The organism is Flavivirga rizhaonensis (assembly GCF_004791695.1).
GTDB lineage: Bacteria > Bacteroidota > Bacteroidia > Flavobacteriales > Flavobacteriaceae > Flavivirga > Flavivirga rizhaonensis.
This window is the reverse complement of the sequence record NZ_SRSO01000006.1, coordinates 106285-127710: the sequence shown is the minus strand read 5'-3', so window position 1 is coordinate 127710 and position 21426 is coordinate 106285. Positions and strand designations below refer to the sequence as shown.

The 21426-nt window shown below is 32.9% G+C and carries 23 protein-coding genes and 1 tRNA gene; 8 read left to right on the top strand and 16 right to left on the bottom strand.

Annotated features, from left to right (window positions below; all coding sequences use genetic code 11):
• Window positions 1-138: 138 nt before the first annotated feature.
• The 7 genes from EM932_RS06050 to EM932_RS06020 form a co-directional block, all read right to left on the bottom strand.
• Window positions 139-504, bottom strand: a complete 366-nt coding sequence (locus tag EM932_RS06050) for a hypothetical protein (protein ID WP_135876281.1) — start codon at window positions 502-504, stop codon at window positions 139-141.
• Window positions 505-558: 54 nt separating this feature from the next.
• Window positions 559-1152, bottom strand: coding sequence for a C2H2-type zinc finger protein (locus EM932_RS06045; protein ID WP_135876280.1), 594 nt, complete (start codon window positions 1150-1152; stop codon window positions 559-561).
• Window positions 1153-1155: 3 nt separating this feature from the next.
• Complete coding sequence (locus EM932_RS06040; RefSeq protein WP_135876279.1) at window positions 1156-2316, bottom strand: glycosyltransferase; 1161 nt, start codon at window positions 2314-2316, stop codon at window positions 1156-1158.
• Between the two features lies 1 nt (window position 2317).
• A complete protein-coding gene (locus EM932_RS06035; RefSeq protein WP_246040928.1) occupies window positions 2318-2599 on the bottom strand; it encodes a hypothetical protein in 282 nt (93 codons plus the stop codon).
• Window positions 2599-3078: a hypothetical protein gene (locus EM932_RS06030; protein WP_135876278.1), complete on the bottom strand. Its 480-nt coding sequence runs from the start codon at window positions 3076-3078 to the stop codon at window positions 2599-2601. The genes EM932_RS06035 and EM932_RS06030 overlap by 1 nt, the downstream gene beginning before the upstream one ends.
• A 5-nt stretch (window positions 3079-3083) precedes the next feature.
• Window positions 3084-4286, bottom strand: coding sequence for a hypothetical protein (locus tag EM932_RS06025; RefSeq protein ID WP_246040926.1), 1203 nt, complete (start codon window positions 4284-4286; stop codon window positions 3084-3086).
• Between the two features lie 234 nt (window positions 4287-4520).
• On the bottom strand, window positions 4521-4835 hold the full coding sequence (locus EM932_RS06020) for a hypothetical protein (protein ID WP_246040924.1): 315 nt from the start codon (window positions 4833-4835) through the stop codon (window positions 4521-4523).
• Window positions 4836-5213: 378 nt separating this feature from the next.
• On the opposite strand from EM932_RS06020, the gene EM932_RS06015 reads away from it, so the two are divergent.
• From EM932_RS06015 to EM932_RS06000, 4 genes are all read left to right on the top strand, one after another.
• Window positions 5214-5912 carry a hypothetical protein gene (locus EM932_RS06015; RefSeq protein WP_135876276.1) on the top strand — a complete coding sequence of 233 codons (699 nt, stop codon included), beginning with the start codon at window positions 5214-5216 and terminating at the stop codon, window positions 5910-5912.
• A gap of 131 nt (window positions 5913-6043) precedes the next feature.
• On the top strand, window positions 6044-6793 hold the full coding sequence (locus tag EM932_RS06010) for a MerR family transcriptional regulator (RefSeq protein WP_135876275.1): 750 nt from the start codon (window positions 6044-6046) through the stop codon (window positions 6791-6793).
• 74 nt (window positions 6794-6867) lie between these two features.
• Complete coding sequence (locus EM932_RS06005) at window positions 6868-7230, top strand: hypothetical protein (protein WP_135876274.1); 363 nt, start codon at window positions 6868-6870, stop codon at window positions 7228-7230.
• A 4-nt stretch (window positions 7231-7234) separates the two neighbouring features.
• A complete protein-coding gene (locus tag EM932_RS06000) occupies window positions 7235-8596 on the top strand; it encodes a tyrosine-type recombinase/integrase (RefSeq protein ID WP_135876273.1) in 1362 nt (453 codons plus the stop codon).
• Window positions 8597-8712: 116 nt separating this feature from the next.
• Here the strand turns inward: EM932_RS06000 and EM932_RS05995 are convergent.
• The 6 genes from EM932_RS05995 to EM932_RS05970 form a co-directional block, all read right to left on the bottom strand.
• Window positions 8713-8785 (bottom strand) — tRNA-Met (locus EM932_RS05995).
• Window positions 8786-8886: 101 nt separating this feature from the next.
• The gene (locus EM932_RS21455; RefSeq protein ID WP_407925214.1) at window positions 8887-8955 is read right to left on the bottom strand and encodes a hypothetical protein; all 69 of its coding nucleotides are present in this window, start codon (window positions 8953-8955) and stop codon (window positions 8887-8889) included.
• Window positions 8956-9059: 104 nt separating this feature from the next.
• Complete coding sequence (locus tag EM932_RS05985; RefSeq protein WP_135876272.1) at window positions 9060-10142, bottom strand: bifunctional 3-deoxy-7-phosphoheptulonate synthase/chorismate mutase type II; 1083 nt, start codon at window positions 10140-10142, stop codon at window positions 9060-9062.
• A 20-nt stretch (window positions 10143-10162) separates the two neighbouring features.
• On the bottom strand, window positions 10163-11014 hold the full coding sequence (locus tag EM932_RS05980) for a prephenate dehydrogenase (RefSeq protein WP_135876271.1): 852 nt from the start codon (window positions 11012-11014) through the stop codon (window positions 10163-10165).
• 99 nt (window positions 11015-11113) lie between these two features.
• Window positions 11114-12259: a pyridoxal phosphate-dependent aminotransferase gene (locus EM932_RS05975; protein ID WP_135876270.1), complete on the bottom strand. Its 1146-nt coding sequence runs from the start codon at window positions 12257-12259 to the stop codon at window positions 11114-11116.
• Window positions 12256-13083, bottom strand: coding sequence for a prephenate dehydratase (locus tag EM932_RS05970; protein ID WP_135876269.1), 828 nt, complete (start codon window positions 13081-13083; stop codon window positions 12256-12258). The genes EM932_RS05975 and EM932_RS05970 overlap by 4 nt, the downstream gene beginning before the upstream one ends.
• A 516-nt stretch (window positions 13084-13599) precedes the next feature.
• Between EM932_RS05970 and EM932_RS05965 the strand changes: the two genes are divergently transcribed.
• From EM932_RS05965 to EM932_RS05950, 4 genes are all read left to right on the top strand, one after another.
• Entirely contained in the window at window positions 13600-14073 is a 474-nt protein-coding gene (locus tag EM932_RS05965) for a carboxypeptidase-like regulatory domain-containing protein (protein WP_135876268.1), read from the top strand.
• Window positions 14074-14126: 53 nt separating this feature from the next.
• A complete protein-coding gene (gene gldA, locus EM932_RS05960; protein ID WP_135876267.1) occupies window positions 14127-15023 on the top strand; it encodes a gliding motility-associated ABC transporter ATP-binding subunit GldA in 897 nt (298 codons plus the stop codon).
• 164 nt (window positions 15024-15187) lie between these two features.
• The gene (gene pta, locus EM932_RS05955) at window positions 15188-17278 is read left to right on the top strand and encodes a phosphate acetyltransferase (RefSeq protein ID WP_135876266.1); all 2091 of its coding nucleotides are present in this window, start codon (window positions 15188-15190) and stop codon (window positions 17276-17278) included.
• A gap of 2 nt (window positions 17279-17280) precedes the next feature.
• A complete protein-coding gene (locus EM932_RS05950; protein WP_135876265.1) occupies window positions 17281-18483 on the top strand; it encodes an acetate/propionate family kinase in 1203 nt (400 codons plus the stop codon).
• Here the strand turns inward: EM932_RS05950 and EM932_RS05945 are convergent.
• The 3 genes from EM932_RS05945 to metF are packed head-to-tail and all read right to left on the bottom strand — an operon-like array spanning window position 18454 to window position 21313.
• Complete coding sequence (locus EM932_RS05945) at window positions 18454-19200, bottom strand: head GIN domain-containing protein (protein WP_170179739.1); 747 nt, start codon at window positions 19198-19200, stop codon at window positions 18454-18456. The two genes, EM932_RS05950 and EM932_RS05945, sit on opposite strands and share 30 nt — an antisense overlap.
• Before the next feature lie 10 nt (window positions 19201-19210).
• Complete coding sequence (locus EM932_RS05940; RefSeq protein ID WP_135876264.1) at window positions 19211-20311, bottom strand: acyloxyacyl hydrolase; 1101 nt, start codon at window positions 20309-20311, stop codon at window positions 19211-19213.
• A 45-nt stretch (window positions 20312-20356) separates the two neighbouring features.
• Entirely contained in the window at window positions 20357-21313 is a 957-nt protein-coding gene (gene metF, locus EM932_RS05935) for a methylenetetrahydrofolate reductase [NAD(P)H] (protein WP_135876350.1), read from the bottom strand.
• Between the last annotated feature and the right edge of the window lie 113 nt (window positions 21314-21426).

The window sequence follows — 21426 nt, the reverse complement described above, 5'->3', positions numbered from 1 at the left end:
TCTTAATAAAAGACTATGCCAAAATCAGAAAAGGAGATAGAGCAACAATGAGCTAGAGAAGCTACAAGGAATTTGAAAAAGATATTATTAATTTCTAAAGCAAAAAAAACATTTAAGTAACACCACAAGGTTGTAATTTCAAAACCAATACTTAATCGTCTTATTATCTTTTAACATATAACCCCCACCTCTTTCGGATATTTTTTTTATATGAGCATTTAAAGCTTTCATGTTGCTATGGGTTTTAACGTATTCTTTGGTAGTAAATTTGCGAACATTAAACCAGTTATCAGGGATAATAAATCTGTCATGTATTCCTGAATAGTTTTTGTCTTTATAAAGAAAAATTCCTTTTGCAGTTCCCGGTTTTGAATAGCCACTTCCTTTAATACCTTCTCTGTTCATACCTATTTCACCAGTAACTTCTCTTGTCCCATCAAAATAGATAGCAGGTGTTCCTAGCTCAAAAGAATCCATTTTTTTAATTTCTTTTATATAGTTCATAATTCTGTAATTAATAAATTAAATCTCTTGTAATTAGTGGTGTAACAGAAGTATTTAAGAGTATGACATTTCAAATCGTCTCTTATTCTCTTGTTCCCATGACGCTTCATATTGGTCGGGCTGCCATTCTCCCTTTTGCTTATGACCGCTAATATGTCCGTTAAGTTTTTTTGCATTAACAAATGACTCACTGCACTGGGGACATACATAGGGTTGCGCTTCAAAGCGGATACCCGCTTCTATGGCTGCGCTCATCCGCAAAGATTCTGCGGTTGCTTGCGGTTGCTCTGCGGTATCTTTGTGGTTATGCGCTTTGTCTTTGTGGTAGAACAAATGAGAAAAGCTAAAAATAGTAGCAGACAACATGATACAGATCAGGACGGAACTCCATACACTTTGTGGGTAAAATTGATATACCAGATTGTGTGCAAGCGTTCCAACAAAATAGGCGTATGCTGTGCGTGTCCATCCCTTAACGGTAAAGATGAGAATAGCTAAATCTACACCAATGGCATAACACCATCCAAACCAAGGGTCAGCATAATGGCTGTTTATTTTAAACACATAAATAGTATGCGCTATTTGAGGGATCAAAAGGACTGTTAGTGCCAAAATACCAAAGGCTTCGTTTAAGATGAATTTTTTCATTGTTTAAATAAATAGGTCTGTTATAAGCTCTATATTACGGATATTGAAACCGTGTGACCTCCAGACCTTCTTTAAAGCATTCCTGCTCAATTGCTCTCTATAATCTGAATCTTTGATAAGTAATTCAATAGCCTCAAGCCATTCAGCTTCTGTATTTGCTAAGAGACCTGTTTCACCTTCTTTAAGAACTAGCTTAGCAGAATGGTTTATCGAAGCAATAACAGGGATACCAAAAACTGAAAGCTCCAGAAACTTTGTATAGGATTTATGTTTATTAAACATATTTTTTTCTGTTGGAAGTAGTGCTATATCCAATGAAAGTTTGTGAAGTACATTAAAGTAATTTAAAAAGCTCACCGACTTTTCAATGGTAAAATCTATATCTTTAAAAAGTGTTTCGGTTTCCGAGCGTTTTTTATTCCAACCAAAAAAGATAAATTCTACTTTATCTTTATATGTGCTGTTAATTTTTTGAAGTACTCCCTTGAGACTTAAAATAGCAGAACTTGGTTTGCCTATAATTCCAATGCGTATTACTTCAGATTTTCTTGATGGCATAGGTAGTATATCTTCATAACCAAATCTGGATACCAAACTTGGCAAACATTCCATATAAACGTTGCTGTCTTCATATTTTTTTTCCAAAAGCGTAGCGTAGTAATCTAGTAAATGGATGTTTGCTCCTGTAGCAACATCCATTTGTGCTAGAGAAATAAGTAAAAACTCTTTATGGGTTGATGTGATTTTTGCAGACCTTGGATGAGTTTTGGGTATTTCGTGGTAATTATAATCTAAGTCCATTACCAATTGAATATTAGGATTTAAAGCCCGTATCGCCTTTATCAAATAACTGATATCGGAAAGTACAGGTGGAAAAATGATATAATCCGCCCAAAGAAGAAGTCTCTCATCGATACGTGTTTCATAATTTTCAAAATTCTTATTGAAATCCCAATTTTCAATATTTGTGATAATGGCAGAGTGGGTTGCTGTCTTATTCATTTCTAATGCTGGCAATATCATTCGGTAAAAACCTGAAGTATTTAAACAGGGGGAAACGTATAAAAGGTGTATTTTATCATCCTTATGTTTATATCTTGGGTAGCGTTCTTCAAATTTTGTTTTTGAGTTTAGAAAAGATTGTAACTCTTTTATAGTTTGCATATCAGTCTGTTTTTGGATCAATGCTTATTTGAACTCCTTCATAATATTTATCAATCAACGTACCCGTTGCCTTATCATAAATTTCAATAGTTCCTGCTAATGGACCATATTCTTTGATTTTTTTATGGAAGCGGGAAAGTCCAGTCTGCTTATCAATAGTTTTTGAATACTTGTGCTTCCAATCCAATGAATACATGGTACGTACATTTCCGTCTTTGAACCAGACAATCATTTTGCTGAAGGAATCCTGCCCTAGTTTCCAACCTTTTTTATTTTTTTCCATTATTTAAAATATTTAATTAGTGATGAAAGTGAAATTTCTTTTATGAATTTAGAGTTGTTGAATGCCCTGATAACTACCAGATCATCCTTGACATTTATCCAGATTTTGGTATCTTCTTTATAGACTTTGTTCGCTGCTGAAAAATCTTTTAGATACTCTTTAATACTTACTGTTATTTTGTTTTGAACATCTAAAAAGGTTGATGCTCCCTGATCCAGAAAAAAGTCGACCAGCTCATCAACAGCAATAGCCCTTATTGGTCTATTTTGCCTATATAAAAATGCCCTTAGCTTATCATTTTGCTGAAACAGTCTTACATAAAGTTGTTCTGGTATTATTTTTTCTCGTGCAGCAACTTTGCGAGTATGATTTATGATATTGTTGCTGATTTTCTTTTCGTAACCAAAAATATCTACGGATAAATCGGCTAAGGCTTCTTTAAGTTTTATTGATATATTTTTATTAAGTGCTTGAGACATATTCTTTATGTATTTGTATATAAATAGTGTTGGGTGGAAGGACTCATTATCGAGGCATGAAATTCTTTGAGCAATAAGGGTTTCCCCAGTTTACCAATTCTGTTTTCACACTCCCGAAAGAACTCCAATCTTGGCTTTTGTTTAGAAGTATCCTTCTTTTCATTGTTAAGAAAACGCTTAATTTGAGCATGAAGAATGAGTTTCATTTTAATCTCTTCTTGCCGTTTTTTATGTTTGTTCCACCAAATTCTTGTACCTGTAAATCCAGCAGTGTTTTTAGGGTCAAAATACCTGTTGGGTAATTGTACATATCTGTTTTCAGGGTCTTTATCAATAAATTTTTTGACTAGAGCTATGCGCTCAACATAAATCTGATGGACTTTAGATAGGTTTTTATCTGCAACGGGTAGATACCATTGAAGTATCAATTTTTCGGCAATTTCTTTTTGCTTTTCTGTAAGATGTGTATCGGCATATAGCGTGTTTCGGGCTAGTTTCCATAGGGAATTGACATATACAGAAAGGGAAGCGGAGCGGATCTTATCAATTTTGGACAATTCTGCGCCCTTGGTTTGATTTGTGACCCGCTTAATCCGCACTTTTTCCCCTGCATCCTCAATTTTTTGCGCACTTTTTTTCCCTGTGTATCCTGTAAAGTTGTTACCAGTAACGTTGCGTGACTCTAGAAAGCTTGTGAGTGGTAACGAACTCCTAATATTTTTGTTGCCAGATGTAGGCGGTAGTGTTACATTCTTTAGCTTATCTACCCCTATTAATAAATTATTTATGTAACCAGTGTTACTAGAATCTGTATGGAGACAAGTTGTCGAATGTTTTTCTTTAAAATACTGTTTTTCAATAACTTCTATCTTTTCTGGACTGCTCTCCTCTTTTGGGGTATCAACAGCTTTTCCACATTTTGCTAACAGAATTGTTGGATTTAGCCAAAGCTCATATCCTGAGTTGGAACCGTGCCAGACTTTGTGCGTGATAATATTGGCATCTTGAAGTCTTTTTAAATGTCGTTGTATAGTACGTGTACTGGCATTTGCCATCCTGGCAAGCTGTACATTATTGGTTTTTAATGGTGGAAGGTTGTCCACATCCAGAGCTTTAATATTATTAGCCTTTATAAGGGAAAGACCATATATTTTAATGATGTCTCTGGCAGTAGAAGCTATGGCTTGTCGTATTCTACACGATAGCAAATCGTTAGCTTCGTTGTGTTGTTTTATGTGATGGTCAAGAGCTTTAAATGCAATTGAATAATTAACTATAATCATTTGGTGAACTGTGATGAAACGTCAAAGTTTTTTCTTTGTCCGTTTCATAAGTCTGTTCTTGGTGCTTTTTTAGCATCGCAATTTCCTTTTTGATTTCCACAACTAGGTCAAGAAAGGATTCTTCCCTGTTGGATGTAACAATCTTCATCGCTGGAGTTGTTAAAGATTCATTGAAGTTTGAGGGGTAATTTCCATTGAATCCTTCAATTGTCTACCTTTCTTAAGACGTGATTGACGCTGGTTCTCTTTTTCTTCAACCAACTTCAAGCAAGCATCATAAATATGCTCCGCACTTGAAGGACGTATTGCCTTAAGGTTAAAAAACTTGGACACAGTAGGTCTTGATTTCCCTGATTGTTTAGCCACCTGTGCTATAGGGTCATCGAAAAGGAGGTACATTTTTGTGGTAATTTGTCGAATTTCTTCCAATTGATACATAAATTTCTGTTTTTTTTTGTTATTTACTGACAACATTCTGTAAAAATTGTGTAAATTTGGCAACAATATTATGTAAATGTTGTTTATTTGTCATCAAATATATATTAAAATGTTGTCAAATTTATAATATTTTGATTAAAATTTTATAAAAATATTTTATTAAGTGAAAGCGAAATCAAACAAAAAAACATCGTAATGCGCTGAAAATTAGAAAAGTATCATTAGAAAAAGTGATCTAAAAGACAACAATATATGTAATGAAATAGATGTAAGTTTATTTTAATAGTGGGTAATACAATTAAAATGTTATCAGATTTATAACACTTTAATTAAAAAATTAAGAGAAATCTTTTAACAAAAAAAACAGAATCGAACAAAATTACTGAGTAAGAATCTGAAAAGGAACTAGATACTATGAAAGATAATGATTTATACGCTAAAATAGATAAAAAGTTTATTCAGGCAGTGGATAAAATAGTTGGTATTAATAAGGAAATTGGTATAAAACCAAGCAATGATAGTAGTATAGGCAAGTTGATTTACCCGTCAAACCGAAGTATTATTTCTTCTGTACGAGGAAAATCGAAGCATATTCCTCATACGGCGCTCATTAATTTGGCAAAAGAATTCAATTTGGATATGAATTATTTTTATTATGACGGATTAGAATTAAATTATGCCCCAAATACCTCTGAAGTTAATATCTCTGCTGAAAGAAATGCTGTAGTGAATAATGGAAATAACAATACCGTTTTCAACGCAGGAAAAGGGAATATTAAGGGAATCAATACGGCAAAAAAAGGATCTTCAAATTCGGTAATGGCGGTTGATACAATGATTAATAATTTTACATCCAAGTTAGATAAGGAGTATGCCGATCAATTTTTTGTGATACTTCACAAAATACATGAGGAAAATAATAAAGTATTGGGGGGACTTGAGAGGCTGCTTATCGAAAAAACTACTCAAATGAAAGCCATTGCCGCTGAACATAAAGAGGATACAAAATCTTTACGGGAAGAGTTAAAAGAAGCAAACGAAAGAGCCTTTAAGGCACAAGAAAGCGAAAATGAAATACTCAAAAAATATTTTTCTGAGTTTAAAAGAAACTAATTTTTGTTGTGCCTAATCCGTTTAAGCCGAAACACAAGTAGTTTCGGTTTTTTTTGAATTAATTAAAAAAGGTAATTGGCTGTTTACCTTTTTTATTGTAAGTTTGCAAAGGACATACTCGAAAAACAGTCATGAATAAGCAACATCCCGATTATACCAAAATAGCCCAGTTATTAAATCAGCAAATTTATAGCCCTAAATATATAGTTGGAGTTACAAAACAATTGCTGACCTATTGGCAAGAAAAGGGACTCCTAGAAGACAAGCGGAACCAGGAAAAGGGTTGGAGTAAATTTAGCTTACTGGATATACTATGGATGTCTATAATATTGGAGCTTCGTAGTTTTGGTTTACCTAACGATAAAATTAAAAAAGTAAGAAACGCATTTTTTGAAAAGTCAACTTCTGACAAAAATCCAGAATTAAATCAACTGATACTAGCAACAATTCATGTAATAACTTATGCGACACCTATCTTTTTAGTTATTGATGCACAAGGAAACGTATCACTACTTAATGATTATGATTATGTTAATAATCTAAAAGAAGGAACCATTAAAAACCACATAGTTGTAAGTCTTAACCAAACGGTAAATGAGAATATTGAGCCCCTTTTTTCGGAACCAAATTTCAACACTTTTACAGGTCTTAGCAAAGACGAAATTCAAGTACTTCTAATTATTCGAGGAAAGAATTTTCAATCCATAAAAATCACTAAAAAGAATGGAGAGATTGATATGATAGAAGGTACAGAGCGAATTAGTGAGCAGAATCGAATTATTGATATACTGAAGCAGCATGACTACCAGGATATCGAACTCAAGCAAGCAAACGGCAAGTTGGTTTACATTACTAGAACTGTTAAAACAAAAACAAAATAATTAAGGAGATACACTCCTAAACCGTAGAAAGATGTCTTGACCTAAAAAAGAGGAGAGTCATTAATAGAATTAATGTGTTACAAGATAATAACTCTGAAAAATTTATTGACCTAAAAACCCTATCAAAACTACTTCTTTTAAGTGATATAAGGTCTGCACAAAAATGGTGCGAAAGTAAAAATATTGAAATTCAAATTATTGGCAAAAAACAATTGGTTTATAGTTTCTTGGTAGATATGGAACTCGATAAAAAATTGGTTTCCGAACTAAAAAAAAAGTACCCACAAAGATGGGAAGAACTATACCGGTGTTATAGAGACAATGATAGAATCGGTTACCTTTTATTAATTGATGAAGATCCCGAACTTGATTTTAGGTCATTAACGCAACGTGCCATTCCTCAATCACGCTTTTCTAAAAATCTAGCAAAATCCTAAGATTATGAAAAGAAAGAAACTACCTCCTAGCGGTAAGCACAAAGGAATGTACATTTTTTGTTCAAAATGCATGAAACATTTTAGTTGGACTCAAAAGAAAACAAAGATCAAGGAAGGTAATCTAACCAATGTTGAACCTGAATGCGGTGAAAACAAAAAGAGGCTTTCAAGTTGTAAATTCATGCATAGACAACAGTATAAAGCACGAATCAATGTTCCTGGCACCAAAAGCAAAATGACCAGAACATTTGATGTTGACAATTACAATGATGCTGTGATTAAAGCCATTGAATTTGAAAACGAAATGCTAAGTGATTTCAAACCAACAGAAGTCAATTCTGCTAGTAGGAACATCAGAAATAGACATTACTTATTTGATTCAGAGGTTAAATATCTCGATTTTTTGGATAATGTCGGTGTTCCTGAACATCAAAAGGTAATCAGAACGGACAAACATATCAAAGAAGTTCAAAAAAGTTTGGAATTATTCAACGAAGCATTATCGCTTGCTAAGATAAATAAGAAAATGATACTCCTAAATCAAATAAGTGATGACCATGTTGGCTACTTCCATTCTTATCTTTTAAACAATAAGGGATACGCAAATAAAACCTATAATAACAAAATAAAAGCTCTAAGAAGTTTTTTTAAATGGACGATTGACAATTTTGATTTAAAAGTCGCCAATCCATTTGATCGTGTTAGAAGTCGTTCCGTTTCTATTCGTAAAGACACCATCACCAAAAAAGAATTTAAAGATTTGTTAGACATCATATCTCCTGAAAATGGTCACACTACCACAGGAATAAAGAATCCCAAAGCCAGGAACAGGTACAAACCCTATTTAAAAGATGGTATAGAGTTGGCACTACATACAGGAGGGCGCAGGGAAGAAATTGTAGAATTGAAATGGAATATGATTCAGACTATTGAAGATGAGCCGATCTATATTGCAATAAATAATTACAAGGTAGAAAGGCAACTCGGTGAAGGTTTTAATGATAATGTGATCCCTAAAATCATCCCTATAACCAGAAGTCTCCTTAAACTTCTTCATAGAATGGGGTATGAAACTAGAAAAGGACGGGACGAATACCTCCTCTCACCAGATAGAGCTCAAACATCGGCGTATGCAATAATGGACAATTTATCAAAAGGATTTTCCCATTTCTACAACCAGTTAAATACAGGGCGAGAACTTCATTTAAAGTCCTTGAGAAAAACGTATTTAACCTATTTGAATTCTGCGCTAAGTGGGGACACTAAAAAGCTATCATCACACTCAACCGACGACATACTTTCAAAACATTATATTGATGAGAAGGTCATTAACAAAGCGGTAAAAAATGTTGATATTTTTGGCTAAAAAATGTACAAAGTGTACTAGTAAAGTGTACTAATTGGAAAATATGAACAAAAGAGAGCACAAAACGGAAAGAATAAAAACAAACAACTCCTTGATAATCAAGGAGTTGTTTTTAGTAGCGGGAACTGGACTCGAACCAGTGACCTTCGGGTTATGAGCCCGACGAGCTACCTACTGCTCTATCCCGCGATATAGACTGCAAATATACAATCCTTTTTAAGTATAACAAGCATAAAATAAAAAAAATTATTGTTCGATGCTACTTGCCTGAAAATCTATTAATTCTGAATTTAAGAGATAATTGAATAGGGGTTACAACAATAAACTTCACAATCTTCAATATAAGATTGTTGAAAAATAGAGTTATCAATTAAGATAGGGATCTTCTTCCAACAATATGGACATGTAAAAAAGTGTTCTAACTATAAAAAAGCCTCGTGATTGCGAGGCTTTTTTATAGTTTTTAACCATTAATTATCTTCTCTTGATGATTAATTGACTCTTGGTGAATGGCTTTAAACATTCTTAAGACAAATTCTTCACTAAGTCCATGGTCTTGTCCTTCTAAAACCATTTTACCTAAAATCTCATTCCAACGCTTAGATTGTAATACGGCAACATTTTTCTGTTTTTTAAGGGCTCCAATACCATCAGCAGCTACCATTCGTTTTCCTAATAGACCAATAATCTGGTTATCTACAATATCAATTTGTGCTCTTAAATTATCTAATGCACTGTTATACTCAGCTTCTGCATTAGTTTCTTTTCTAATTTTAAGGTCTTTCATGATTTGCACCAAAGAACTTGGCGTTACTTGTTGTGCAGCATCGCTCCATGCATTTTCCGGATCGTAATGTGTTTCGATCATTAATCCGTCAAAATTTAAATCTAAAGCAGTTTGAGATATATCAAAAATCATATCACGATTACCTGTAATATGAGATGGATCATTAATTAAAGGAATATCTGGGAATTTATTTTGAAATTCAATAGCCAATTGCCACTCAGGAATATTTCTATATTTGGTTTTTTGATATGTTGAAAACCCTCTATGAATAGCTCCAATGTTTTTAACACCTGCCTTGTATATTCTTTCAATACCCCCTAACCATAAAGACAAATCGGGGTTTACTGGATTTTTTATCAATACAGGCTTATCTGTTCCTTGTAAAGCATCTGCAATTTCTTGCATGATGAATGGGCTTACTGTAGAACGTGCTCCTATCCATAATAAATCTACGTCATGCTCTAAAGCTAATTTTACATGAGCAGCATTAGCTACTTCCGTACAGATTTTCATTCCTGTTTCTGTTTTTACTTTTTGTAGCCACTTTAAACCTAATGCACCAACACCTTCAAACATTCCTGGTCTTGTTCTTGGTTTCCAAATACCAGCTCTAAAATAGCTAACATCTGTATCTTTTAGCTCATGCGCTATTTTTAATACTTGCTCTTCTGTTTCAGCACTACAAGGTCCTGCAATAACCAAAGGATGATCTAAATTCAATGCATCCAACCAGTTTCTCATTTCTTTTTTATTCTCCATTTTACTTAATATTTAGCCGATTAAGCTATTCCGTTTAAAATTTGTTTTATATGATTCGTATTTTTCATTTCATTATAAACTTCTTCAAAATCATCTTTTTCCATAAGTTCTTTAAACTGATTTAGGTTATCGATGTATTCCTTTAAAGTTTCAATGACATTCTCTTTATTTTGTTTAAATATAGGTGTCCACATTTCTGGAGAGCTTTTTGCCAGACGGACAGTGGAAGCAAACCCACTACCAGCCATATCAAAAATATCACGCTCGTTTTTTTCTTTTTCTATTACCGTTTTTCCTAACATAAATGAACTTATATGTGATAAGTGCGACATATATGCAATGTGTTTATCGTGTGCTTCTGGATTCATGTAGCGAATACGCATTCCTATGTCTCCAAAAAGTTTTAACGCTTTTTCTTGAAGTTTGAATGTTGTTTTTTCGACTTCACAAACAATATTTGTTTTACCTATAAACAAATTAGGAATTGCAGCAGAAGGTCCAGAATGTTCGGTTCCAGCAATAGGATGCATTGCTAAAAAATTTCTGCGCTTAGGATGATTTTCAACAACTTTACATATATCTACTTTGGTAGATCCAGCATCTACAACTAGTCCCGAATCGGAGATCTTATCTAAAATACTTGGCAATAACTTTACCGTAGCATCTACAGGTATGGATATAATAACCAAATCGGCATTTTCAATATCATCTAAAGTTGCTTTTTTATCAATTAAATTAAGTGATAAGGCTTCATCGAGCGTAGCTTGTTTTCTACTAATACCATGAATAATAGCTTCTGGATTATTCTTTTTAATATCTATAGCAAGACTTCCCCCTATTAACCCAACTCCTATAATGTATATATTTTTCATTCCAATCTGTCTCTTTGAGGTATCTTCCCAAAGGGAAGAATTATTAATTATTATTACTTTTTATCAGTTTAACTGCTAACTAAATTTCTACTATCAATACTATTTAATTCTTTTTATGGCTTCTTCTAAAACTTCGTTCGATGCGCATAAAGAAAAACGAATGTACCCTTCTCCTTGGCTTCCAAAAATGGTTCCAGGCGTAATAAATATATGATTGTTTTTAAGTATCGAATCTATATACGCTTCTGCTTTCACATGAGCTGGTAATTTGGCCCATACAAAAAGTCCTGTGGCATTTTTATCGTAAGTACAGTTTAAAGCATCTGCTAATTTCCAAACTAAATCGCGACGCTGTTTATACACACTATTTAAAGTAACAAACCACATTTCTGAGCACTTTAGAGCTTCTATGGCTCCTTTTTGGATACCATAAAACATCCCAGAATCCATATTACTCTTCACCTTTAAAATATTGCTAATATGCTTACTGTCTCCAACTACCATTCCTACACGCCATCCTGCCATATTAAAGGTTTTACTTAACGAATTAAGTTCTAAACAAACATCTTTTGCTCCTTCAACACTTAATATACTTTTTGGTGCTTCATTTAATATAAAACTATACGGATTATCGTTAACTATCAAAATATCGTGATGCTTAGCAAATGCTACTAATTGTTCAAACAAAAAAGTATTTGGCTGAGCTCCTGTAGGCATATGCGGATAGTTTACCCACATCAATTTCACTTTACTCAAATCTAATTGCTCTAAAGCTTCAAAATCTGGCAACCAATTATTTGCTGCATCTAATTCGTAAAAAACAGGTTTCGCTCCTACTAATTTTGTAACAGATTGATATGTTGGGTATCCTGGATTTGGGATCAAAACCTCATCACCTTCATTTAAATATGCCATAGAAATATGCATAATGCCTTCTTTACTTCCCATAAGCGGTAAAACATCTGTTGTAGGGCTTAAGGATACTGAAAAGTGTTCTTTATAAAATTCCGTTATAGCTTCTCTTAATTCAGGCAGCCCTTGGTAACTTTGATACTTATGTGCATTTGGTGCTAACAACCCTTCCTTTATAGCTTCTACTACTTTTTGTGGTGGCTGTAAATCAGGACTTCCAATACCCAAATTAATGATAGGCTTTCCGCTAGTTATAAGAAAGTTCACTTCTCTTAATTTCTTTGAAAAGTAATATTCTTCTACCGTTTGTAATCTATTTGCTGGTTCAATCATAATTTGGCCTTTTTATATTCACCCAACACTTTAAATCCTTCCCCCATAATATCAATTATAGATTTTGATTTTTTAAAATCTATATAGTTTTCAAAAGTAACATCAACAAAAAAAGCATATTTCCAAGGTGTTTCAATTATTGGTAAGGATTGAATTTTAGTTAGATTCAATTTGCAATCACTCATCACATTAAGAATTGCTGCCAAACTACCTCGTTTATGATCACTTTCAAATTTAACCGAAGCTTTGTTAATGTCATTTTCAGACACTTCAGAATTTGTTCGTTTTACAATAACGAAACGCGTTTCATTGTGCTTTATCGTTTGGATACTCTCTGCTAGAATATCTAACTCAAATATATCTGCTGCCAGTGTGCTTGCAATAGCTCCTATACCTTTAAGCTTTTTTTCTTGAATACGTTGAGCAACCTCTGCAGTATCCTTATCCTCTACTAGTTTAATGTGCGGATATTGCTTGAAAAACTCTTTACATTGTAACAATGCCATGGGATGCGAATACACTTCTTCAATATCCTCAATACGTTGTCCCGGCAATGCCATTAAGTTATGCTGAATATCTAAATAATGCTCACCAACAATGTGTAGACCATAGGTGTCTATTAAAGCATAATTAGGAATAATAGACCCTACTATAGAGTTTTCCAGAGCCATAATGGCCGCATCACATTCTTTAGTTATTAAAGATTCGACAACCCTATCGAATGTTAAACATTCGATAGCATCGACAGGCTTTTCAAAAAATTGCTGTGACACAATATGATGAAAAGATCCTCTTACTCCTTGTATGGCTACCGTTTTTATCAAAATCTAATTTTATTTTATTAAGACCTCAATCTTCATTGAGGTTGTTCAACTAAAAGTTGAACAAAAAAAAGTCCCGATTTCCATCGAGACTCATATTAAAATTTATAGTTATAAATTATACATACAACGCCTCGTCCCTTTTGCTAAAAAAGAAATAAAACCAGTTGTTAAAATATGTATAATATACTGTTGTTGTCATAATTATGGGGCTAAAGTAATTAATATTTTAAGAAATCAAAATTGTGCTATCAGTTTTTTTTGAATTTTTTAAAAGTTTTAAAGATTATTAAATATTAAGCTCGTTTTTTTATCGAAACGCAACACATTTTAAGTTATACCAAAATATCTTTAATAATTCTTAGTGTAAATATTTTTACAAAAAAATAGCCTTTTAATAACAGATAAAGCTATTACAATAAAATCTACTCGATTTTAATAACAATTGATTAACTATCTATATATCAACTATTAACACTCCGAAACTACATTTGTTTTTTAATTAAAAACATCCTTATAATGACATTAAATCTCTCAAAAACACTTTTCTTTTTTAGCTTCATTTTTATCAACAATTTATTTGCAAACACCTTTGTAGATAAAAACATTACAGGCGTAATAACTGATATTAACAACATCCCTTTACCCTATGCTTCTGTAGTAGTTGATGGTACAAGTTTAGGAACTAACTCAAATCTTGATGGCGTTTTTTCTATTTATTTACCCGATGGAAACTATACATTGACCATTTCTTACCTCGGCTACCAAGACGAAAAAAAAGTAATTCCAGGAGAGTCATTCTATCTGATGGAAGCATACTTTGCACCGGACATGATGAGGCTAAACTATACGTTCTGGAATTTCCTAAAAAAGGATATACTTTACAATGGAAAAAAACAATCCCAGTTGGGTTTCATGGCCAAGGAATTGCGTATGAGAAAAATAAAAATGGTGAATACGTTTATGGTATTATTAAAAAAGAGAAAAAAGTAATTGTTTCAAAAATTAACTGATTTTATGTTTATTTTTGAAACAAATAATTTTTTATGTCTATTGAAGTAGTTGGGGTTTCAAAACTTTATGGTGAACAGAAAGCTCTAAACAATATATCGTTTAAAGTCAACAAACCAGAAATTGTTGGTTTTTTAGGTCCAAATGGTGCTGGGAAATCGACCATGATGAAAATATTAACCACTTATATTAATCCTAGTGAAGGTGGTGCTAAGGTAAATGGATATGACATAAAAGAAAATGCTAAACATGTACAACAAAGTGTTGGATATTTACCCGAGCATAATCCATTATATCTAGACATGTTTGTTAAAGAGTACCTAAACTTTAATGCTAGTATTTACAAAGTTTCTAAACAACGTATTGATGATGTTATCGAACTTACTGGCTTAACACCAGAAGTTCATAAAAAAATAGGACAGCTTTCTAAAGGATATCGCCAGCGTGTTGGTTTAGCCAATGCCTTATTACATGATCCTGATGTTTTAATATTAGATGAACCGACCACTGGTTTAGACCCTAACCAATTGGTTGATATTAGACATCTAATAAAAACGATTGGAGAAACTAAAACCGTATTTCTATCTACACATATTATGCAAGAAGTGGAAGCGATGTGTGATCGTGTGATTATAATTAATAAAGGGGAGATAGTTGCAGACAAAAAACTAAGCGAGCTACATGATGCCAAAGAACAAATTGTTATTGTTGAATTTGATTATCGTGTTGAAGATGCTTTTTTGCTAAAACTTCCAAAAGTGAAAAATGTAGCAAATACGCATGGTTTTGTTTATGAGATTACTTTTAATGCTTCTGAAGATATGCGATCTTATGTTTTTGATTTTGCTCACGATAATCAATTAAAAATATTGCAGCTTAATCAAAAGAACGCTAGTTTAGAGTCACTTTTTAGAGATTTAACATCAAAATAGACACCTTTTTTATATTGATAAGTTTTAAATGGAAAGTATGACAAATATCATCCTTAGCATAATATGAAGGTATTAATTTTGTTGTATAATATTTTATAACACAATATATCGTTACTTCACCTATACAGTAAGTAATAAGCTATCTTGTAACACTAAAAAACACTATGAGTAAAGGAATTTATGTAGCAACTATCGAGCCTAACAGTGGGAAATCTGTTGTTGTTCTTGGTTTGATGCGTATGCTTTTGGGAAAAACTGCCAAGGTTGGATATTTTAGACCAATTATTGAAGATCTTGAAACGGGAGAAATGGATAATCACATCAATACGGTAATGTCCCATTTTGAATTAGATGTTAACTACAAGAAAACATTTGCATATACAAGAAATCAAGTACTCGATTTATATAACCAAGGAAAATCTGGAGAAGTTTTAGATGAAATTATTAAAAAATATAAAAATCTTGAAGAACATTTTGATTTTGTTTTGGTGGAAGGCACCGATTTCTCTCATGAAAACTCAAGTCTGGAGCTAGATATTAATATTTTAGTATCTAAAAACCTTGGACTTCCTGTTATCATCGTTTCTCAAGGAGATAAGAAAGAGCTTAAAGAGATTGTAGATAGTGTTCAATTAGCGCATGACACTTTTAAACAAGATGTTGATGTACTTTCAATAATAACTAATAAAGCAAACCCTGATTATATTTCTACGCTTAAGGAGCAATTGAAAACGCGTATAAGTAATGATACAGATATTACAGTTATACCAAAAATCCCTAACCTAAGCAGTCCTACTGTAAAAGAAATTTCGAGAGCTTTAGGTGGTGAGGTTCTTTTTGGTCATGACATGCTGAATAACCTCACCGAGAGTTTTAGTGTAGGTGCCATGCAATTATGCAATTATTTGGTGCATCTTAAGGAAAATGCATTGGTTATAGCTCCTGGTGACAGAGCGGATATTATTCTAGGGGCTTTACAAGCTAATATCTCTAAGAATTATCCTAAAATTGCAGGAATTATTTTAACAGGAGGGCTTATCCCTGAGGAACCTATTTTAAAACTTATTGAAGGACTCTCCAGCATTGTTCCACTTATTAGTGTAAAGGGAGGTACTTATAATGTAACCAGCAGTATTGGCAATATTAAATCTAGAATATATGCTGAAAACACAGAAAAAATAACCACATCTATAGCTGTTTTTGAAAAACATGTAGACACTGATAAGCTGGCAGATAAACTTATTACTTTTGAATCTGAAGTGTTCACTCCTAGAATGTTTCAATACAATTTATTGCAACACGCTTTAAATGATAAAAAGCATATTGTTTTACCAGAAGGGTATGATGAACGCGTATTACGTGCAGCTGCAAGGTTAACTAATGCCCATGTTGTAGAGTTAACACTTTTGGGTGAAGAAGATAAAATTAAAGATCTTATTGAAAAATTAGATATTCCTTTAAATACAGATGAAATAAATATTGTATCTCCCACAAAATCACCTCATTTTGAAGATTACGTTAGTACTTTTTATGAGCTTAGAAAACATAAAAATGTAACTTTGGAAATGGCAAAAGATACCATGACTGATGTTTCTTATTTTGGCACTATGATGATTTACAAAGGGCATGCAGACGGCATGGTTTCTGGAGCTGTACATACTACACAACATACCTTGCGTCCTGCTTTACAATTTATAAAAACAAAACCGGGTGTAAACCTAGTATCGTCTATTTTCTTTATGTGCTTAGAAGACAGAATTTCTGTGTTTGGAGATTGCGCTATTAATCCAAACCCAAATGCACAACAGTTGGCAGAAATAGCAATTTCGTCCGCTCAAACAGCAAAAGAGTTTGGTATAAATCCTAAAGTTGCTATGCTTTCTTACTCTTCTGGTGCTTCTGGAAAAGGAATTGATGTAGAAAAAGTTAGAGAGGCAACCGATATTGTAAAAGCACAAGCTTCAGATTTAAAAATTGAAGGCCCCATTCAGTATGACGCTGCAGTAGATATGCGTATTGGAAAAACCAAACTACCAGATTCTGAGGTAGCTGGACATGCTAGTGTTTTAATTTTTCCAGATTTAAATACAGGTAATAACACCTACAAAGCTGTACAACGTGAAACAGGTGCATTGGCTATAGGCCCTGTTTTGCAAGGATTAAATAAACCAGTAAACGATCTTAGTAGAGGTTGTACTGTTGATGATATTTACAGTACCGTTATAATCACTGCTATTCAAGCTCAAAATCAATAAGCATGCAAGTATTAGTTTTAAACTCTGGGAGTTCCTCCATAAAATTTCAATTATTTTCAATGCCAGAAGAGCGTATTTTATGTTCTGGGCTTATTGAGCGTATTGGTTCTGATGATGCTATTTTTAAATTCAAAACTGAAAATGACACTATTGAATTTGTAAGCCCTATTTTAAACCATAAAGATGGATTAAAATTATTATCAAAACAGCTTTTAGATAAAAACACGGGCATTATAAAATCTCCAAAGGATATTTCAATAGTTGGTCATAGAGTGGTGCATGGTGGTATCCATTTTAATAAAACAACTCAAATTACCGATGTTGTAAAAGAAAAAATTAAAGAACTATCATCACTTGCTCCTTTACATAACCCTGCTAATCTTGAAGGCATCGAAGTTGCTGAAGACATATTTTCAAATGCAAAACAAGTTGCTGTTTTCGATACGGCTTTTCATCAATCTATACCGGAATATGCATATAAATATGCGATTCCTAATGAATTTTTAACTGATCATCATATTCGTTTATATGGTTTTCATGGTACTAGTCATAAGTATGTTTCAGAAAAAGCCATCGATTATTTAGGTAAAAAAGATTCTAAAATTATTACCATTCATCTAGGAAATGGTTGTAGTATGACGGCTATAAAGGATGGTAAAAGTATTGATCATTCCTTAGGATTTTCTCCTGTTAGTGGCTTAATAATGGGAACACGTTCCGGAGATATTGATCCTGCTATTATCTTTCATTTAGCAAATAAACTAGACTACAGTTTGGACGAAATAAATACACTACTACAAAAAAAGAGTGGTATGCTTGGACTTACTGGTTTTAGTGATTTAAGAGATATTCAAGAACAGGCTACTCAAGGAAATAAGGCATGTCAACTGGCTTTAGAGATGAATGTGTATCGTATAAAAAAGTATATTGGTAGCTATGCTGCTATTCTAAACGGGTTAGATGCGATCGTATTTACTGCGGGTATTGGAGAGAACTCACAATTAATGAGAACACTTGTTTCCAAAGATTTGGAGTTTTTAGGTATTTATTTAGATGCTGAAAAAAACAAAATTAGATCTAAAACGACACATGCTATTAATACAGATGATTCTAAAGTAAAAATTTTAGTGATTCCAACGAATGAAGAATTGGAAATTGCTAAACAAGCCACTAAACTATTCGAAAATCAAGCGTCCTTTATATAGTTGATTAACCTCAACTATTGGTGGGTGATTTACAGAAATCACATTACCTACTCCAGAAATAGTACCTTTAATTTCTTGTTGGGGGTTTACAATCATATCGTTAGAAGATCGATTCCATAATTTTACTTTTTGAGCGATAAGATTTCGACCTTCAAAACGTGAGGTTCCTGATGCAAAAGTAAGATTCAGGTTTTCAGTTTTACCCGAAATAAAACAATTAGATAAATTATTAAAGACTAATGCAAAGGAGGTATTATCTATCTGTAATCTAAAATTAGCGTTTGTAAAAGTATCTGGATTTCCAAAATCTTCTGATAGAATCGTTAAACTTGGATAAGTCAAAACACCATCTGAGCTTATATCATACTGTGTAGAGCTCCTAATTTCTATTATATTTGGGGATGTCACATAAATCTTAGTAACACCATAATCTCTTACATAATTACAATTGTTACTGTCGGTTAATGTTAGCTTGCCATCTAAAACAACTGCTTCTACATCATTCATTAAATTTTCACCAGTTTCAACAATAACTTGCTGTTGAATACCTTCCTTAATTACGAGTTCAATATCACGATTGACTAATATTTTATCAAAAAAATCTACTACTATTTCTTGTTGGATAATGCGCCCCGTTTTCTGGAAACAATCTCCTGAGTTTTCACTATCGCAAGCTATTGTCAAAAACAAAACTAATATGTAAACTATTCTTTTCATATTATGTCATTTATAATCTAACACCAACCCCAAATTCTATCGCCTCAGCTTTGGCTCCATGTGATTTTAGTGTCAATACTCCAAACCACTTATCGCCAAAATAACGTTTTAAACCAACCCTAAAATAAGTGCGCCCTTCAAAATCGTACGGATAATAAACATAATATCCCAACTGTGTAATAAGTGACGTTTTATTAATGAATAATTCATGACCAGCAAAAACACCTACTCTTTTATAATCTTCATTTCCAGATAAATTATCTTCAGGATAGGCAACCGATCTATAATAAATATGTTCTTTTAAAAATCTTGAAAAGAAAACATCGGCTCCTAACTGCAACGCACTTTTTACATTTACGCGCTTATCGGCATAGGCAGAAAAAATATAAAAAGGGAATTGTCCACTATCAACCGTATCACTTTCATTAACACCACTTCTAAAAGCAATATTATATTTTATGGGTTGTGTGAATTTTTCTTTATTTTCATTATCTAGTGTTGACACATATTCGGGTTCTACCTCATCTAAATTATAAGTCACTCCAATATTTAGAACCATGTTATTAATACTCGTATTTGGAGCTCTTACATTACCATTGGAATAGTGAATAAATGATAATCCTGCTTGTAATCCAAACCTATCTATAATACGCTCTTTTTTGTAATTAAGCATCAAGAGTGTACTACTCATAATTTTAGTACCAAAGGCTATATTTCTAAAATTTTCTTCTTTATCATAAGGGTTGGTCGTTAAAGCCAAACCTTGACCAATACGTAGCATTAAATGACGTTTTAAAAAGTAGAAATTGTAATGCGCATATAGTGAATAATTATTCCCTAAAACATCGTTTTTTAGATTTTGGTAGGCAAAAGACACACCATAATCTGGATAATTATAGTGCTGTTCCCAATCGTTAAACCCGTAGGTTTTTTTATTCCAACCTAAAATAACCCCTTCTGGATGTCCTTTAATTAAATGTAGTATATCGTTATTATGTAACGCTATATTTCCTTTAGCATAATTTACGTCTATATAAGACGTATGCTCCCTATCTTGTGAGAAAGAAACACTGAACACTGTACAAAAAATACAGATTAAAAATACCCTCATTAATAGATTAATAGGTTTGTTTGAAGGGCAAAAATAACAGAATTATCAAAATAACTGTGATGCAATGGCTTTTATATTATCACTTTTACCCATAGAGTAATAATGTAGTACTGGAACACCTGCTTTTTTAAGTTCTTCAGATTGCTTTATAGCCCATTCTACACCCACTTGCCTTACTTGTTTATTGTCTTTGCATTTTTCCACTTCATCAACTAAAGCTTCTGGCAAATCTATTTTAAAAACTTGGGGAAGTATTTGTAAATGACGTTTTACTGCTAAAGGCTTTATTCCTGGAATAATAGGGATATTAATTCCTGCTTTTTTTGCTTTGTCAACAAATTCAAAATACTTTTTATTATCAAAAAACATCTGTGTGACTACATAATCTGCACCCGCATCTACTTTTTCTTTAAGGCGTCTTAAGTCTGCTTGTATAGAAGGAGCTTCCATATGTTTTTCAGGATAACCAGCAACACCTATACAAAAATCTGATTTATGATTTGTCTCAACAACATCGTGTAAATACTTGCCACAATTTAAATTCTGAATTTGAGCTACTAAATCTGTTGCGTAGTGATTCCCTCCTTTTGAAGGTTCAAAATATTTTTGATGACTCATGGCATCTCCACGTAAAGCCATGACGTTCTCTATACCTAAATAATGACAATCTACCAATAAATATTCAGTCTCTTCTTTAGTAAAACCACCACATAACACATGTGGCACCGTGTCCACATTATATTTATGTTTTATAGCCGCACAAATACCGACTGTTCCTGGACGCATACGTGTTATTTTTCTATCTAATAACCCGTCGCCTTTATCAATATAGATATACTGTTCTCGGGAAGTTGTTACATCAATAAAAGGTGGTTTAAATTCCATTAAAGGATCTATATTATTATACAATTCCTGAATGTTTCTACCCTTTTGTGGTGGAATAATTTCGAACGAAAACAATGTTTTTCCGTCAGCTTTTTTAATATGGTCTGTTACTTTCATGTGCCTCCCCAACCCCTCCAAAGGAGGGACTTTCAATGGGCCGTATTTAATTAATTTTTTAATTTTTTAATTTTCTCAATTGCATCAATAATACTTGTACCTCCCCTTCGGGG